This is a genomic window from Novipirellula sp. (genome assembly GCF_041583735.1).
Lineage (GTDB): Bacteria > Planctomycetota > Planctomycetia > Pirellulales > Pirellulaceae > Novipirellula.
Window position 1 is genome coordinate 1 of sequence record NZ_JBFHFD010000158.1, and the last position, 14,916, is coordinate 14,916.

Genomic DNA, 14,916 nt, shown 5'->3' on the forward strand with positions numbered 1-14,916 from the left:
AAATTCAGTGGTGATGAAACAACATTCGATCGCGAGGTGACTCGACTAAAAGTTGCGGCGATGTTGTTGCCGGACTTCCTCGAGCGTTTGTACCCGTCGAGCTTGGTAATCACGCCGGGAGATCGCAGCGATATTTTGGCGGGCTGTGCACTGGCTTCTCTTGATGCCAATGGACCTTCGCCCGCAGGCATCTTGTTAACCGGCGGGATGTTGCCGCCGCTGGCGGTCCAGCAACTCATTTGCAATACATCCGGCATGCCTGTTTTATTGACATCGGTCGATACATTTACCGCAGCAACCGAAGCGTCAAAGATCCGCGCTGAAATCGGCGAACATTCGCCTCGGAAAATTGATTCCGCACTCGGGCTGTTCGAACAGTACATCGACGCCGAGGATCTCGCCACGCGATTGCAAGCCCCCGACACGCACCGCGTCACTCCGATGCTGTTTGAGTACTCGTTGATTCAACGTGCCCGAGAGAAGCGGGTTCGCATCGTGTTGCCGGAGGGGAGTGAACCTCGCATTTTGCAAGCGGTCGATGTGCTTCGCCGCCGTGATGTTGCCGATATTGTCTTGCTGGGTGACCCGGTCGCGATTCGAGCGGCGGCAAGTCACGTGGGGGTTGCGATTCCTGAAACGGGCGTGGAGATCATTGATCCCAAAAATTCGCCCCTTCGCGAATCCTTTATTCGTGAATACTTTGCGATGCGAAAGCACAAAGGGGTGACGATGGACGTCGCCAGTGATCGCATGCTCGAAGTCAGCTATTTCGGCACGATGATGGTCGAAAAAGGACTCGCGGGTGGTATGGTTTCGGGATCGATCCATACCACCGCCAATACCATTCGCCCTGCTTTTGAATTCATCAAGACGCGTGACGGCGTCGGGTGTGTCAGTAGCGTCTTTTTGATGTGTCTAAAGCATGACGTGTTGGTTTACGGTGACTGCGCGGTGATTGCGAATCCGACTGCGGATCAACTCGCTGAAATCGCATCCAGCAGTGCCAACACAGCGATGCAATTTGGCATCGAGCCGCGTGTCGCGATGCTCTCGTACTCGACCGGCGAAAGTGGGCATGGCGAAGATGTTGAACGTGTTCGCGAGGCGACTGCGATCCTGAAACGCAAACGTCCCGAATTGCTGGTCGAAGGCCCGCTGCAGTATGACGCAGCGATCGATCCCGCCGTGGCGGCGACGAAATTGCCCAGCAGTGCCGTCGCCGGACGCGCGACCGTGTTCATCTTTCCCGACCTCAATACCGGCAATAATACCTACAAAGCGGTCCAGCGATCCGCCGGTGCCGTCGCAATTGGTCCGGTGCTGCAAGGGTTGCGAAAACCAGTGAACGATTTGTCACGGGGCTGTACCGTGGCCGATATTGTCAATACGGTGGCCATCACCGCGATCCAGGCTCAAGACTCATGAACATCCTTGTCTTTAACGTGGGCAGCACCACACTGAAATATGCTTGTATCGATTCCGCCTCGGGAAAACGATTGACCGAGGGGCTGGTCGACCGCATCGGTCAAGTCGGCGGTGACGCGGCCGATCATCTGACGGCCGCTCGGATCGCGTTGGATCGGCACAAGGATCTCGATCTGGCTGCAATCGGGCACCGCGTGGTGCAAGGGGGGGATCGATTTGCGGTGCCGACGGTCGTCGATGAAAATGTGCTGGTGGAACTCGCAACGCTCGACACCCTCGCGCCGCTGCACAATCCGTCGGCGCGAGCGGTGATCGAAGCCATGACAGCGTTAAAACTTCCGATCCCACAGGTCTTGGTTTTCGATACGGCTTATTTTGCGAGTTTGCCGCCCAAAGCCTACCGCTATGCGATCGCCACATGGGCATACAGTGAACACGGCGTGCGTCGCTACGGAGCACACGGCACATCACATCGATACGTTACCGAACAAGCCATCAAACATCTTGATGCAGCAACGCGGCCAAAACGTATCATTTCGCTGCATCTTGGCGGTGGCGCCTCCGTGACGGCGTCAATTGATGGCGTCGCGATCGATACATCGATGGGGATGACTCCGCTGGAAGGGTTGGTCATGGCATCGCGGACCGGGGATATCGATGCTTCGGTGCCACTCTATTTGATGCGGCAAACAGGCATGTCGGTGGACGAAGCGGATGCCTTGCTTAATAAGCAAAGTGGTTTGCTGGGACTTTGCGGTGATGTGGATATGCGAACGGTCCTGATCCGGCGAAGCCAAGGCGATGCCGCAGCATCGCTAGCGATTGAAATCTATGTCCACCGGATTTTGAAATACATCGGTGGCTATTTCGCAATTCTGGGCGGACTCGATGCCTTGGTCTTCACCGCAGGTGTTGGTGAGAATGCTGCCGAAATACGTGAACTGATTGCGGCACCGCTGGGCCATCTGGGGATCGTGATGGATGCCAAGGTAAACACATCGCCGTGGGACAAACGGTCGATCGCGGATCTGTCACATCCCACCGCGACCGTTCGCACGTTGGTGGTGGCGACCGATGAAGAGCAGGCGATCGCCAAACAGGTTTGCGAGCACCTGTTTTCGTAATCTGCGGTGCGCATCGTGAGGGCTATGCTGCCGACCGTGACCAATGGAACTCACGCAGACAGGTGGGGGCGAGTATGATGATGAGCAGCGTTCCTGTTCACTTCGTTCCATCATGCACCGCCGGCACCATGCTACGCCCTCTCTCTTTTCTGCTCTTAGTCGCACTCCTTGTTGTTGGATTCGGCGCTTCGACTGCGCTGGCCGAACGCGATCCGATTCGGCTGACGCATGGCCCGATGCTGGGAATGTCGACCGCTCACAGTGTCAACGTTTGGGGGCGGACGTCGGACCCCGGTTCGTTTCGGGTTCAATACGGCACCGCAGAAAATGTCTTGGATCAAGTCAGCACCGCTGCCCAAACTCGCATTGAACATGACAATACCGGCGTCGTGAAGCTGACGGATCTGCAAGCAGACACGCGGTACTATTACCAAATCATTGTGAACGAACGTCCGCACGGACTGCCCGGTTCGTTTCGCACGCTGCCAAGTGCTGACGATTCACGCAACCCCGAACACAATCCTGATGGTTTGTTCAATTTTCGCTTTCAAATCGGATCGTGTGCGAACCAGAATCCACTCAATGGCATCGGTCATCGCACCCCCACTTACGAAACGCTGAACCGCGATTGGGCCGACAAAGTCCACTTTCACGTGATGAATGGCGATTGGCTTTACGAGGAAGAACGAGAGTATCCTGTCGAAGCTTGGCGTTTAACCCAAGGCATCAAGCAGGTGCCCAGCGTCGTCGATGTGATGCCGACCATCGTGGGTGTGTGGGAGAATTACAAACTGTATTTAGAGCGTGGCGTTGAGATGGCGGCATGGCATCGCAACATGCCCAGTCTGTTCACATTCGATGACCATGAACTTATCAACGATATCTGGGGCGCTGCGGAAACGGGCAAGCGGCATCGCCGAGCGGTGTTTCGTGATATTGGTACCCAGGCTTGGTACGACTATCTCGGTTGGGCTAATCCCGTTGAACACTCGCAACCGGTTCATTTTGGCAAAGCCGAGATGAAGACCGGCAGCGACTTGTTGGTCGATGCCAATACTGATTTCACCGCGTTGCCGCTCGATCGAATGTTGAGTTTGCATGTGCACTGGGGGACCAAAGAAGCGGGCACCGATGATATGCAGTACGACAACGACGAGGGGCATAAAAATTCATACGTCTATTCGATTCGCGAAGTTGTCGATGCGCATACGTTGCGGTTGCACATGCCGGCGAAAGTGGACGGCAAGGTCAGTTACTCGATCGGGCGACGAAGCTACGGAAAGTTCCGCGTCGCGAATTGTGAATTCTTTCTTTTGGATACCCGCGGGGATCGCGGCATGCACGATATCACTCAACGTGACAAACCTGATGTCTCGATTCTGGGGCTGCCGCAGCGTGAATGGCTGTTGCGAAGCATGCGAGAGAGTGATGCTGATTTCTTCTTTGTGATTTCAACTGTTCCCTTCATGATCCCGCACAGTGGAGCGGGCGGTTACGAGGTTTCGGGAAACAAGGAAGAGGCTTGGACCGGTTTTTTTCACGAGCGTGAATTGTTGATTGATGCCTGGGAAAAGATGGGCAAGAAGGTCTTCGTGATGACTGGCGACTTGCACAACAGCTTTGCAATCAAGGTGACGGAAAACGTTTGGGAGTTTTGCTGCGGACCGCACAACAGCGTCAATCATGTGCCAAAACTCGACGAAAGCGATCGTCCGGCAACGGGGAAATTCAAGTTCGGGCCACGCGAATGTGACATTCGCTGGAGCTCGTATATTCTTGACGACTTGCCGCGGCTGCAGCGGCTGTACCCGCATTTTTGCGTCGTGCAAATCAACAATGTCTTTAACATGCCCAAGAAGCTGGGCGGCAAACGCTTGGTCGCCTACCCGCATCCTCAGGTGATCTTTCAGTACTACGATGGCCGCACCGGTGAACTTGATTACGCCGAAGCCATCTCCCTTGATCGGTAATGTTTTAACGCAAAGTGATTTCAGCAATGAGATTGGAATTGAATTGGTTTGCAGGATGGTTGGCGTGTCTGCTGCTGGCGAGCTGCCCGTTTTCGACGCTCCAAGCGAAGGAAAGCACAGAGGTGATCCAAATGGAGCTCGATCCCATCGACAAGCAGCGTGATCGCGCGGTTCCGCTCAGGATCTATCTTGCAGAACGAGATGCCCCGCAGCCGGTGGTGTTGTTCTCGCACGGACTTGGTGGTTCACGCGAGAATAATCGTTATCTGGGCGAACATTGGGCCAAGGGTGGCTTCGTCGGTGTTTTTATGCAGCATGCTGGTAGCGACATTGAAATCCTAAAGTCAGGATCATTAAGCCAGCGTTTTGGTAAGTTGAAAGATTCGGCCAATGCCAAGAACGCAACCGACCGCTATGTCGACGTCTCGTTTGTGATCGATCAATTGCAGCACTGGAACACGCAGGTAGGGCATCCATTATTCGGCAAGCTCGATCTGAATCGGATTGGGATGAGCGGACATAGCTTTGGTGCCGTGACAACGCTGGGGGTTGCCGGTCGCCGCTTCCTCACTGGCCATCACTACCACGAGCCACGCATCGATGCTTTTTTTGCGATGAGCCCTTCCTTGGCGAAGGGAATCTCGGCAGAGAACGCGTTTGGTGAAATTCGCTATCCCGTGTTGTGTATGACGGGCACCCACGACGACAGTCCGATCGATCCACGAACCACGCCGGAATCACGGCAAGAAGTGTTCAAGGCGTTTCCCAGCGGAGATAAATTCCAGTTGGTTTTCGATGGCGGCCATCATTTCACCTTTGGCGACACGCCACGGTTACGCGCTCGCAACCGGGATCCAGACCATCATTCAGCAATCCAGAAAATCAGTCTGGCGTTCTGGAATGCCTATTTGCTCGAAGATGTCGAGGCGAAGAAGTGGCTGAAATCGGAATCTCTGAAATCCGACGGGACGCTCAAATCGAGCGATGATTGGCAGTGGAAGTGAGCCGTTAGATGCTTTAGCTGGGGTCCGAAGGAGGATTGCTATCGGAGTGTTGTTTTGACTCCCCTGGCTCTTCTGTGTCCACCGGTTTCGGAGGCACAACGCCGCTGGCTTTGATTTCTTCGTTGAAATCGAGAATGGTTTTGACTACGTCGATCAACTGGTCCAAGCGGAACGGTTTGAACAGCACGCCTTTGGCATGCAGTCCATTTTGACGTGCTTTGACAATCGAGTGTCCGGGGTCGTAACCAAACCCGGTCATCAAAACCATCGGGACATAGTCCATGATCTTGCCCAGCCGCAGCATCAATTGATACCCGCTGTAATCGGGAAGTTTGATGTCGCTGATAATCACATCGTAGATGGTTGAATCGTCGCTGCCGCGAACCATCAACACCGCTTCATCGCCTTTGTGTGCGGTCTCGACGATACATCCGTAACGTTCGAGCAGCTGATGCGCGTCCTCGCGGACCTGTTCGTCGGCATCGACCACCAAGATCCGCTTGCCGCGTAGCGAGACGTGATGCGCCGACTCGCCCCCGACTGGAATCGCTTCGAGCGGCGTCATTCGCTGGCCGATCTGTTGGATCGTTTGCTTGATGTCACGAGCATTTCGCAAAATCCGCTTTAATCGATCGACGACTTCCGAGCTGTGACCGATGTATTGTTCCATCACGTTGACGGCATCGTTCAAAATTTCGTCTACCGGTAGAGCCACCGCTCCGTGAATTGCATCGCAGCTTTGTTGAGCCGTATTGGCCTTTTGGGCAACCAATAGTTCCAGCGTGTTCAGCGCAAAAGCAATATCACGAGCAAAGATTTCGAGGAACTGCAGATCGCTATCGCCAAATGCATTGATCTCTGGGCTCTCGATATTGATCGTCCCGAGAACTTGGTCATGCAGCATCAGCGGCACGGTCAACGAACTGCGTGAATCCGCTACCCCGGGGATAAACAGAGGGTCATTGACGACATCGTGACAAATGTAACTGATGCCGCTGGCCGCAACGTATCCGGTGATCCCATTGCCCTGAGGATGAGCGATCAATTGCCGATCCGCAGCGTCTTGGTCGATCCCGACGCTCAACAAGGGCATCAAGTTCCCGGTGGCTTGTTCGAGCAAGCGGATTTCGATGATGTTGAAGTTCAGCAGGTTGCTGAGGTAATGGCGAATGTTTTCCTTCAACAAGTCAATTCGCTCATCGACTTCCATCATGAAGATTTCGGTCGGGCGAAGATCGGCGAGTTCACGTCCCGCCTGGTGAATCGCTGCCAACTTGTTTTGCTGCAGTATTTCTTCGGTGATGTCGCTGACCGTCACCACTAATTGGCGGCTATGAACCGGGTGCACCATCGGCGCCGCGTGAACTTGAAAGTAGCGGCTGTCTTCGGTGTGCAGCGTGCTATTGCTCTCGTCGCCCGTGGCAAGTGCAGTGTGAAACGGACAGAAGTCGGGGCCCATGATTTCGGGGTTGGACAACATCTCGTAAAAGTTCAGCCCCACCGAAGGTTCGCTGCGGCCGGACCATTCAACCAGACGGCGGTTGGCCCACAACACTCGCAAATCGGAATCGAGTAAGGCCACTCCCTCAGGCATATCTCGCAGCATGATGCCGCTTTGCGAAATGCCTCGCAGTTCGCTGATCTTGGGCAATTGATCGCGGGCAATCCAGACACCTTCGATCGAGGGATCGTCCAGCTGATCCACCACCGCTACCGAAGTATCAACCACCACGACCTCTCCCTCGACGATGTCCGCCGGAAGTGTGTCTGGGTCGCCAATACAAATCAGTTTGCGAGGCATGGTTGGATTCTGTGTTGTTTGTGTCGATCGATTCATCGATCTTTCCCTCACCCACTCAGATGAACGTGCACTGTATTATATGTTCGTCAACACGCACCGTAAGCGACTCGTCTTGCGAATCATGGCTCCGACTCCCACTCGCTTGGACGCGAAGTCGAAGCTCACGGATCCGGCGCCTCGCTATTCGCAAGGTCTAATCGATGGACTCGTATGATCCGCGAAATCACCTTACGTGGAAAGCCACTACCGTGCATCCTGTCAACTGAAAGTCATTTTCAGCTGGCGGATCACTCCACTTTTGCAATCGTTCAAATTGCCTAGCCGTTCAATATCTGGATTGCATCATAAAGAATCGATGACGTTTTGTCATAGAGAGATATCCCCCGGTGGGCATTACGGCACACTTTTCGCCGTCCACGTCCGAACAAGATGCTAAATCGCTTCATTGTGAAGCGGTGTGCCGCGTGCCAACGATGAAAATCTCGCGTTTTGCGATGCTTCTCGTCAATGGCCTCCTGATCCCACTTGCCCGCCCGTTTGTTTTCCCGCCCGTTTGCTTTGCCCGGCCTCTTGCTTTTGGCCGACAATTCACTTGTTCGGTTCCCCCCCGGCCCCTTCCAGCACAACCCGCTGGCAATCGTTACCGATCCAAACAAGCGGGAACGGCCCACGCAACGGCCCACGTAACGGCCTACCTCGAAATGTGTCATCCCGGTCGACCCGAAGTAGCGTGGACTTACGCGATTCCATCGAAGTCGCCAGCGTAAAACGTGGACAGACGCAATTGCTGAGCCTAAACGTGGGAGCTGAGCATCAGTGAAAAATGCGGGGGCGATGCCCGCGGCGGTCGTGGCTGGCTCGCACCGTCCACGACTTGCCCGAGTGGTTCATGCCCTGCTGGTTCTCTTGGATATCGCTGCCTGCTTCGGGATCCTCGACGCTCACAGAGGTCTTGCGTGATCGGCGGGCGACAGCATTGGCCCACTACCAGTCTCGCCCTACGCACGATGAAGAGGTGATGTCGTTCAATACTGCTGATTCATGACCGACCCCAATGCAGCACATCGTCGCGACCTTTGACGGAACTTCCTTTAGCGCGGCAAAGGGGATCCGATCGGGATCCAAAGAGACCGCTTGGCGGATTGCTTCCCGTTTGAATCTTCACCTTCCTGGCCGCACCCAAAAAAACTACCGATGCATGATGTTGTTTTGGTGTCGGCTGGATCTAAAAACATGGCCTTTCAATCGGCGAATCAGCTGAGGTTAAGGAGGCGGTGAATGGTCTTCGTCGATCCCTAGACTGCGTATGCCTCGCGGCATCCGAAGTCTAGTGGCAAGCAGTTCAAAGCCGCGTGTGTTCTTGGCGGATACCGCGGACGCAAAATTCCTCAACGACAGCGTTTGTTTTCAAAATTACAAAGGATTCTAAAAAAAGGATTGAGTTCTGTTTTGCGCGATTTAAACTTGGAAGCTAATCAAACACTTTGGTCGATTTTAGACCGTCCCGATAAACACTTAGGTCCCCTTCTTTTGCGAGCGTTTTTCGCCGCCCATCGAATCGCACATTCATCCCACACATACTTTCTTATTCGCATCGGATTGCAGGTTATTGCTTCACATACTCTTTGGTTCGCTTAGACGACAAAGTGTGCGGCATAGTGACCCCAATTTGATGTCAATATTTGTATGTAAGTATACTATTTCACGATTCGGGACCTTTATTCAATAAGTAATCGTTGACAGTGGGGTTGCACAGTTTAAATTCAACGTCTCAGGGCGATAGGTTCGCCCACTTTACGCAGCCGTTAAAGCTCCTCGTTTTTCTTCTGTTGCCTCACAGGCTGTGAGACGTATTTGGAGGGTTCCCCAAGATGAAAGCTCAAATGCTTAAGTATGTATTTGGACTGATTGCGACGCTCGTGTTCGCAGTAAATGTCCAAGCAGGGTGTGGTTCATGTGGCGGCTGCGAGAGCGGCGCCGGATGTGTTTCAGGTGGCGGTGTCGCCATGGGTAGCGGCTCGGGCGCCGTTTACGCAGGCGGTGCAGATGCGTGTGGCCCTGCGGTTTCGTATCAAACGCAAACCGTCATGCGTTCACAGTACGTGACCGAAACACGCATGGTTCCAACAACGACGTACCAGCGTCAAACGCAAACCCGTATGCGAACCGTTACTCGCCAAGTTGCACGTGTTGAAACGAAGCAACAAGAGTACACCGTGATGGTGCCTCAGACTCAGACTCGTACGGAAACGTACAACGTCCAAGTTTGTGTGCCATACACCGAAGAAGTGCCATACACCGTTCAGGTGCCTGTCACGACTCAGGTCGAACAAAGCTACCAAGTATCGGTTCCTTATACCGAAGAAGTAGAGCAGACCTACACCGTGAACGTTCCTTATACCGAGAACGTTGACCAGACTTATAACGTTTCAGTTCCTGTTACTGAAACTAAAACCCAAACGTACATGGTTAACGTTCCTTACACCGAGCAAATGGAGCAGACTTACACGGTATGCGTTCCAGTGCAAAAGGTGCGTGACGTTTCCTATCAAGTATGTGTTCCTTACACCGAAACGGTAACACAGAACTACACCGTCAACGTGCCTTACACCGAGACCATCGAGCAGCCATACACGGTTTCGGTTCCACACACCGAGCAAGTCGAGCAAACTTATACGGTTTCGGTTCCTTACACCGAAGAAGTCGCTCAGACTTATCAAGTTCGCGTTCCTGTTCAACAAACGCACACCGCTTACCGCACTGTAAGCACCTGCGTTCCTGTGACCTCGATGCGAACCGTTACCCGCGACATGGGTAGCTACCAATGTCAAGCGGTTGAAGTCAGTGGCGGACATTCGCACCGTGGCGGAATCATCGGTGGCGGCCTGTTGGGCGGTCATCGTCATGGCCATCACGGTTGTGGATCGTGCTGCTGTTGCAAGCCTGTCTCGACTTGTGACAGTGGTTGTGACAACGGTTGCGGTGGCGGCGGCGTTTCAGCCGGAGCGGGTTGCGGTCCTCAAATCGCTTACCGTCGCGTTTACGTTCCTAATCCTGTAACGACCGAAGTTCCTTACACGACCTACCAACGTCAAACGACTCAGGTTCCTTACACCTACACGACGACTAGCTATACCTGCGAAACCAAAACTCGCATGGTGCCTGTGACTCGTATGCGTGCCGAAACTCGCACTCGTATGGTCAATGTGACCAAGTACACGACCGAGCAACGCACTCGTTCGATCCAGGTCACAAAATGCCGTCAAGAGACTCGCACTCGCGAAGTTCCTGTGACTCGCACTCGTATGGAAACTCGTACCCGCCAAGTTCCTTACACGGAAATGGTCAACGAGCAACGTACACGCACCGTCACCGTGCAAAAGTGCCGTCAAGAAGAACGTACTCGTGAATACAACGTCACGAGCTACCGCACCGAGACTCGCACTCGTAGCGTTCCTGTGACTCGCATGAAAACGGAAACTCGTACTCGCAAGGTGCCTGTGACCAAGACTCGTCTTGAAACGCGTACTCGTACGGTTCCTCAAACGACGATGACCACCGAGACCCGCACTCGCACGGTCAACCGTACTCGCTTGGAAAACCAAGAGCGTACTCGCGAAGTCAACTACACCGTCAATGTTCCTGAGACTCGTACGCGTTCGTACAACGTCACCGTCTACGACACCGTTCAGGAAGAAGTGCCAGAAACCTACACCGTGTGCGTTCCTGTGCAATCGATGCGTGAAGTTCAAGTTCGCGTTTGCCGTCAAGTGCCTACGACGGTTCAGGTTCCTGTTTACGGTGGCGGTAACGGCGCTGGATATGGTGCTGGATCCGGCTACTCGACCGGAGCTGGTTGTGTTAATTGCGGTGGCAGTTCATCTTCGGCTGTCTACAGCGAAGGTCCTGTTGCAGCACCTGCACCCATGGCAACTGGCGCTGGTTGCGTCAACTGTGGTAACTAAGCAATCGATCCAGTTGCTTAACGAAAACCTCTAGCGTCGCAAGGCGTGAGAGCAGAAGGAGCCCCGGAGAACCTAGTTCTTCGGGGTTTTTTCGTTCGCGTTTCCGCATTGTCTCGCCAGTAAGACCTACCGATCCGATGGGCTGCAGCCCCCCGAGCTTGTCGCGGGTAGCACGCGGCGGTCGGTTCGGCGATGATAACGTGGGGCTTGTCTGTTTTTATTCCTGATGGCTCTTTTCTTCAGAGCGATTCCATGCAACACGTCGAAATCAAGATCCATGGCGCCGTCGCCACGATACTGATGGATCATCCCGCGCGGCATAACACGCTGAGCCCGACGCTGATCGAAGATCTGCGGACCGCATTTTCCGACCTCCACCAAGAAAAGCGAGTTCGTGCGGTGATTCTCACCGGCGGTGGCGAGCACTTCAGCAGCGGGATCGACCTGAGCGTGCTCAGTGCGATCTCGGCGATGGCGGTTGATGAATCTCAAGGCGAGTTGTTTAATCTATGGCAGCGTTATGCAGAGCTGCTCGAGCAAATTCTCCGTTTTCCAAAACCTGTGATTGCTGCGGTCGATGGGGCCGCAATTGGTGCGGGGCTCGGGATCGCCCTTGCCGCCGATCTGCTGGTGCTTTCCGAACGGGGGACGCTCAGTGCCGAAGCGACCCGCCGTGGTCTCGTCAGCGGTGCCACGGGCGCATTGATTTCGTTTCGCTTTGGGGCTGCCACCGCGGCTCGGATGCTGCTAACCGGCCAGGTGATCGATGCCGATGAGGCCTATCGGTTGGGGATGTGTCCCAAGCCGGTCCCCTCGGCTCAGATTTGGGTGGCGGCGTCCGAATTGGCTGCGGCGTGTGCCGAAGCACCTCGCGAAGCGGTGCAGGCAACCAAGCGATTGCTAAACGAGTGCGTTGGTGAAATGCTGCTTAGCCAGATCGCTGCCGGAACGGCCTACAGTGCAGCAGCGTGCTCGACCGAATCGGCTAAAGAAGGCGTTGCCGCATTTCTGGAAAAACGAGACCCCGAGTGGCGGTGAGCTGCCGCGGCTGGCTTCAGCTTCCCCATTGACCACCCCCACGATTCAAAACCAAAACCATTAGCGACTGATGACAAATCCCTCTGATATTGTATGGCACGAACAAACCGTCGATCGCGCCGCACGCGAAGCGAATCTTGGCCAGCGCGGCGTCGTTGTTTGGTTCACTGGATTGAGCGGGTGCGGCAAAAGCACCGTTGCTAACGAGCTAGAACATCAACTCAACCAGCTCGGACGCGCGACAATTTTGCTCGATGGCGACAATATCCGCCACGGTTTGTGTGCGCCCCCAAGTGGTTTGAAAGAAGAGCACGGCGAGGAATTTGCCAACCGCTTTGGACTTGGTTTTGGTGCAATCGACCGTGAAGAGAATATTCGCCGGATTGGCTCGGTCGCAGCACTGATGGCATCCGCAGGGTTGATCACGTTGACCGCATTTGTCAGTCCTTACCGCAAGGATCGCGATCGTGTGCGAAAAATCGTTGAGGCGAGCGGAGCCGTGGGCGATTTCCTCGAAGTGTTTGTTGATACTCCGCTAGAGATTTGTGAGGCTCGCGATCCCAAAGGATTGTACAAAAAGGCACGAGCGGGCGAGATCAAGAACTTTACCGGGATCAGCGATCCGTACGAGTCGCCTGAGCAGCCGGAGATCCATCTCGCCGGCGACGCCGAAGCCACGCCTAGCGAGCAGGCCGCCGCAGTACTCGCGGAATTAACTCGGCGCGGGATCGTCAGTTCGTCTGATCGCTAAAGCGAAGCAGCGGTTACAATCGACCGCATGGATCTCCTCGCTACACCGTCACGCCGTAAAGTCCTGTTTGGACTGCTCTACCTGAGCGAAGGAGCTCCGATCGGCTTCATCTGGCTAGGGTTGCCGACTCGCTGGCGAGCGATGGAGATACCAGTCGATCAGATCACATGGCTGATGGCATTGTTGATCATGCCGTGGACGCTGAAGTTCTTGTGGGCGCCGCTGATCGACCTGCTGCGTGGTCCGCGATGGGGATTTCGCCACTGGATTCTCACCAGCCAATCGCTGATGGCGATGGCACTGCTGCCGCTGCTGTGGTTGGACGTTCGCGTGCAGTTTTCGGCGGTCGCTGCGTGTCTGTTGTTCCATGCTTTTGCCGCTGCGACGCAGGATATCTCGATCGACGCGTTGTGTGTCAATGAATCGCAGCCCATCGAGCGAGGTTCGCTAAACGGATGGATGCAGTGCGGCGTCATGGTGGGGCGAGCGGCGATGGGGGGTGGGTCGCTAATTTTGGAGCGTTACATCGGTTTCGACGGAGTCGTTGCCGTCTTGATCGCTTTGATCATGGTTTCGGCGCTCGCGTTGACGAAAGCCAAGGAGAAATCCATGGACAACGCCGCGGCTTTTTCAATGGAAGCGGATCGTGCCAGCCGGTCTGCGTTTTTCAAGCGACTGCGGACGCTCGGTAGCGAACTGTTTACCGCCATTCGGACTGGGGGGATGGGGCGAGCGTTCTTGTTCGCATTGATTGCCCCGGCTGCATTCAAATCGCTCGAAGCGGTGTTGGGCCCGTTGTTGATCGATCATGGCTACAGCGAGTTTGCGGTCGGTCAGTTCACGGCGACGACGATGATCGCCGCGATGATTGTCGGTTCTCTGTTTGCCGGGCGCATCTCACGGCACTTCCAAGGGACGCGATTTGTCGCGATCGCCTTGATCATTAACCTCGTCGCAATCGTCTCGTTGGCGGTGGTGGATCGGTGGTTAGGGGAGCAAAAAGGGTTTCACGTTCTGGTGCTATTAACGGCAGTGGCCTTCACGATCGGTTGGCTGACCGTGGCCCTTTACCATTGGCTGATGAATTTGACGTCGCCAAAGTTGGCTGCCACTGAATTCACCGCATTTATGGCGGCCACCAATGCTTGCGAGGCCTGGTCCACCTCGCTGCTAGGCAGTCTGCAGGTTCGTCTGGGATACCCCGCGGCGATCCTGGTTCTCTGTGCGATTTCCGCCGCTGCGATTGTTCTGCTTGTTCCGGCTAAAAAGCAACCGGCGTGAGCACAAGAATTCACCTCCTCTTCGGGGAGGTCAGAGTCGCGGCAGCCGGCTCACCGGTGGGGCTCGTTGTGTTAGAGATGGATCGTACAAGCCTGGTTTCACCACCCTCCCCGGCCGCTTTCCGCGGCCGACCCTCCCTGAAGAGGAGGGTGAAACTTACTGAGGCACACGTCTATGGAGCTACTGACCGCGCATAAAAAAAACTCTCTTGCAGCAAAGCTGCAAGAGAGTTTTAAAAATCCGGCAATACCTACTTTCACGCTGGTATGCACTATCATCGGCTCAGAAAGCTTGACTACTGTGTTCGGGATGGGAACAGGTATGACCTTTCTGATATGGTCGCCGGAAAGACACACTTGCGGGTATTTCACCGCAAGTGCGCCAGATTGTTTGGTAGCTGTTATTATTTCTGAAAGAGTTTACTTCTTCAACTTCGTCGAAGCCATGTATCCCTATAGAACATGAGTGCGGGATATCGATGGCCAAACTTTCGCCCGTTAGTACTGGTTAGCTTAACACGTTACCGTGCTTACACGCCCAGCCTATCAACCAAGTCG

Annotated in this window: 10 protein-coding genes and 1 rRNA gene; 8 read left to right on the forward strand and 3 right to left on the reverse strand. The window is 54.6% G+C overall.

Translation table 11 applies throughout. The features are described 5' to 3' along the window. The 4 genes from pta to ABX962_RS13855 form a co-directional block, all read left to right on the forward strand. A partial coding sequence (gene pta, locus ABX962_RS13840) for a phosphate acetyltransferase (protein ID WP_372720341.1) occupies positions 1 to 1,425 on the forward strand: 1,425 nt, incomplete at its 5' end. Next, the gene (locus tag ABX962_RS13845; RefSeq protein ID WP_372720343.1) at positions 1,422 to 2,549 is read left to right on the forward strand and encodes an acetate/propionate family kinase; all 1,128 of its coding nucleotides are present in this window, start codon (positions 1,422 to 1,424) and stop codon (positions 2,547 to 2,549) included. The genes pta and ABX962_RS13845, both read left to right, overlap by 4 nt. 128 nt (positions 2,550 to 2,677) lie before the next feature. Beyond that, positions 2,678 to 4,519 (forward strand): alkaline phosphatase, encoded by a 1,842-nt coding sequence (locus ABX962_RS13850; protein ID WP_372720345.1) that lies wholly within the window; start codon positions 2,678 to 2,680, stop codon positions 4,517 to 4,519. Between the two features lie 26 nt (positions 4,520 to 4,545). Beyond that, the gene (locus tag ABX962_RS13855; protein ID WP_372720347.1) at positions 4,546 to 5,523 is read left to right on the forward strand and encodes an alpha/beta hydrolase family protein; all 978 of its coding nucleotides are present in this window, start codon (positions 4,546 to 4,548) and stop codon (positions 5,521 to 5,523) included. Positions 5,524 to 5,536: 13 nt separating this feature from the next. On the opposite strand, the gene ABX962_RS13860 is transcribed toward ABX962_RS13855, so the two are convergent. Further along, positions 5,537 to 7,360 (reverse strand): response regulator, encoded by a 1,824-nt coding sequence (locus tag ABX962_RS13860; RefSeq protein ID WP_372720349.1) that lies wholly within the window; start codon positions 7,358 to 7,360, stop codon positions 5,537 to 5,539. A gap of 777 nt (positions 7,361 to 8,137) precedes the next feature. After that, a complete protein-coding gene (locus ABX962_RS13865) occupies positions 8,138 to 8,269 on the reverse strand; it encodes a hypothetical protein (RefSeq protein WP_372720351.1) in 132 nt (43 codons plus the stop codon). A 926-nt stretch (positions 8,270 to 9,195) separates the two neighbouring features. Here ABX962_RS13865 and ABX962_RS13870 point away from each other — a divergent pair. From ABX962_RS13870 to ABX962_RS13885, 4 genes are all read left to right on the forward strand, one after another. Then, entirely contained in the window at positions 9,196 to 11,289 is a 2,094-nt protein-coding gene (locus ABX962_RS13870) for a hypothetical protein (RefSeq protein WP_372720353.1), read from the forward strand. Between the two features lie 252 nt (positions 11,290 to 11,541). Beyond that, a complete protein-coding gene (locus tag ABX962_RS13875) occupies positions 11,542 to 12,327 on the forward strand; it encodes an enoyl-CoA hydratase/isomerase family protein (RefSeq protein ID WP_372720355.1) in 786 nt (261 codons plus the stop codon). A gap of 70 nt (positions 12,328 to 12,397) precedes the next feature. After that, positions 12,398 to 13,078 carry an adenylyl-sulfate kinase gene (gene cysC, locus ABX962_RS13880; protein WP_372720357.1) on the forward strand — a complete coding sequence of 227 codons (681 nt, stop codon included), beginning with the start codon at positions 12,398 to 12,400 and terminating at the stop codon, positions 13,076 to 13,078. 27 nt (positions 13,079 to 13,105) lie between these two features. Further along, on the forward strand, positions 13,106 to 14,359 hold the full coding sequence (locus ABX962_RS13885; RefSeq protein ID WP_372720359.1) for an MFS transporter: 1,254 nt from the start codon (positions 13,106 to 13,108) through the stop codon (positions 14,357 to 14,359). A gap of 238 nt (positions 14,360 to 14,597) precedes the next feature. On the opposite strand, the gene rrf is transcribed toward ABX962_RS13885, so the two are convergent. Next, positions 14,598 to 14,706, reverse strand: a 5S ribosomal RNA gene (gene rrf / locus ABX962_RS13890). Positions 14,707 to 14,916 lie beyond the last annotated feature (210 nt).

What these genes read in the sequence shown, in the direction of transcription:
- cysC (WP_372720357.1), top strand. Translation starts at nt 12,398, where the DNA reads ATGACAAATCCCTCTGATATTGTATGGCACGAACAAACCGTCGATCGC.
- ABX962_RS13845 (WP_372720343.1), top strand. Translation starts at nt 1,422, where the DNA reads ATGAACATCCTTGTCTTTAACGTGGGCAGCACCACACTGAAATATGCT.
- ABX962_RS13885 (WP_372720359.1), top strand. Translation starts at nt 13,106, where the DNA reads ATGGATCTCCTCGCTACACCGTCACGCCGTAAAGTCCTGTTTGGACTG.
- ABX962_RS13850 (WP_372720345.1), top strand. Translation starts at nt 2,678, where the DNA reads ATGCTACGCCCTCTCTCTTTTCTGCTCTTAGTCGCACTCCTTGTTGTT.
- ABX962_RS13860 (WP_372720349.1), bottom strand. Translation starts at nt 7,360, where the DNA reads ATGAATCGATCGACACAAACAACACAGAATCCAACCATGCCTCGCAAA.
- ABX962_RS13855 (WP_372720347.1), top strand. Translation starts at nt 4,546, where the DNA reads ATGAGATTGGAATTGAATTGGTTTGCAGGATGGTTGGCGTGTCTGCTG.
- ABX962_RS13875 (WP_372720355.1), top strand. Translation starts at nt 11,542, where the DNA reads ATGCAACACGTCGAAATCAAGATCCATGGCGCCGTCGCCACGATACTG.
- ABX962_RS13870 (WP_372720353.1), top strand. Translation starts at nt 9,196, where the DNA reads ATGAAAGCTCAAATGCTTAAGTATGTATTTGGACTGATTGCGACGCTC.